At 34.2% G+C, this 780-nt stretch carries 1 pseudogene; it reads left to right on the plus strand.

What is annotated here, in order from left to right:
• Window positions 1-152 precede the first annotated feature (152 nt).
• A pseudogene (locus ACFFHF_RS11795) lies at window positions 153-566 on the plus strand (ATP-binding protein); the annotation flags it as partial.
• Between the last annotated feature and the right edge of the window lie 214 nt (window positions 567-780).

Raw genomic sequence — 780 nt, forward strand, 5'->3', positions numbered from 1 at the left:
CCATATGGCACCTCCTAGATTTTAATAAATCTATTGTGAGGTGTTATGGAAAGAAATAAACGTATATTTCAATTCAAATAGGGCATATACACTTATTTCTTACCATAAACAAAAACTTTCCATAATTCCCCTTATGAAAAGCTTTGCATAAGGGCAAGTCACATTTAGCAACAGGATTAGGGAGAAGAGCTTGTGAAATGGGCTATGAGGTGAGATTCTATCGTGTATCTCTCCTCATAGAGCAATTAGAACAGGCACTAAAGCAGGATAAGTTACCATCCTTTAGAAAAAGGTTTGAGAAGGTAGACTTAATTATACTTGATGAGATGGGTTATCTACCTTTTAGTAAAGAAGGTTCCGAATTATTGTTTCAGTTAATTGCCGATTGGTATGAACAAAAAAGCTTAATTATTACTTCAAATCTAGAATTTAGCCAGTGGAATCGGATTTTTATTGACTCAAGGCTGACAGCTGCTTTAGTAGATCGGTTGATCCATCACGCACATGTATTAACGTTCAATGGAGGAAGTTACAGGCTATCAAACGCATTATCTAAGGCTAGGTAGTTATATAGATTGGGTGGCAAAACTTTGCAAAAAATCTTGCGCAGTTATGCACTTTTTTCTTGCAAAATACAATAACTATTCACTAAGTGTAACCGTCAAGTAGAAATCAACAGTTTTTCACAAATAAGTTTGAACAGTTTTCACCAAATAAGATTAAACACTTTGATTATCAAATAAGACCTTTCGATATTTCATTCTTATACTGTCTTGATCC

This window comes from Robertmurraya beringensis, assembly GCF_042433785.1.
Taxonomy (GTDB): domain Bacteria; phylum Bacillota; class Bacilli; order Bacillales; family Cytobacillaceae; genus Robertmurraya_A; species Robertmurraya_A beringensis.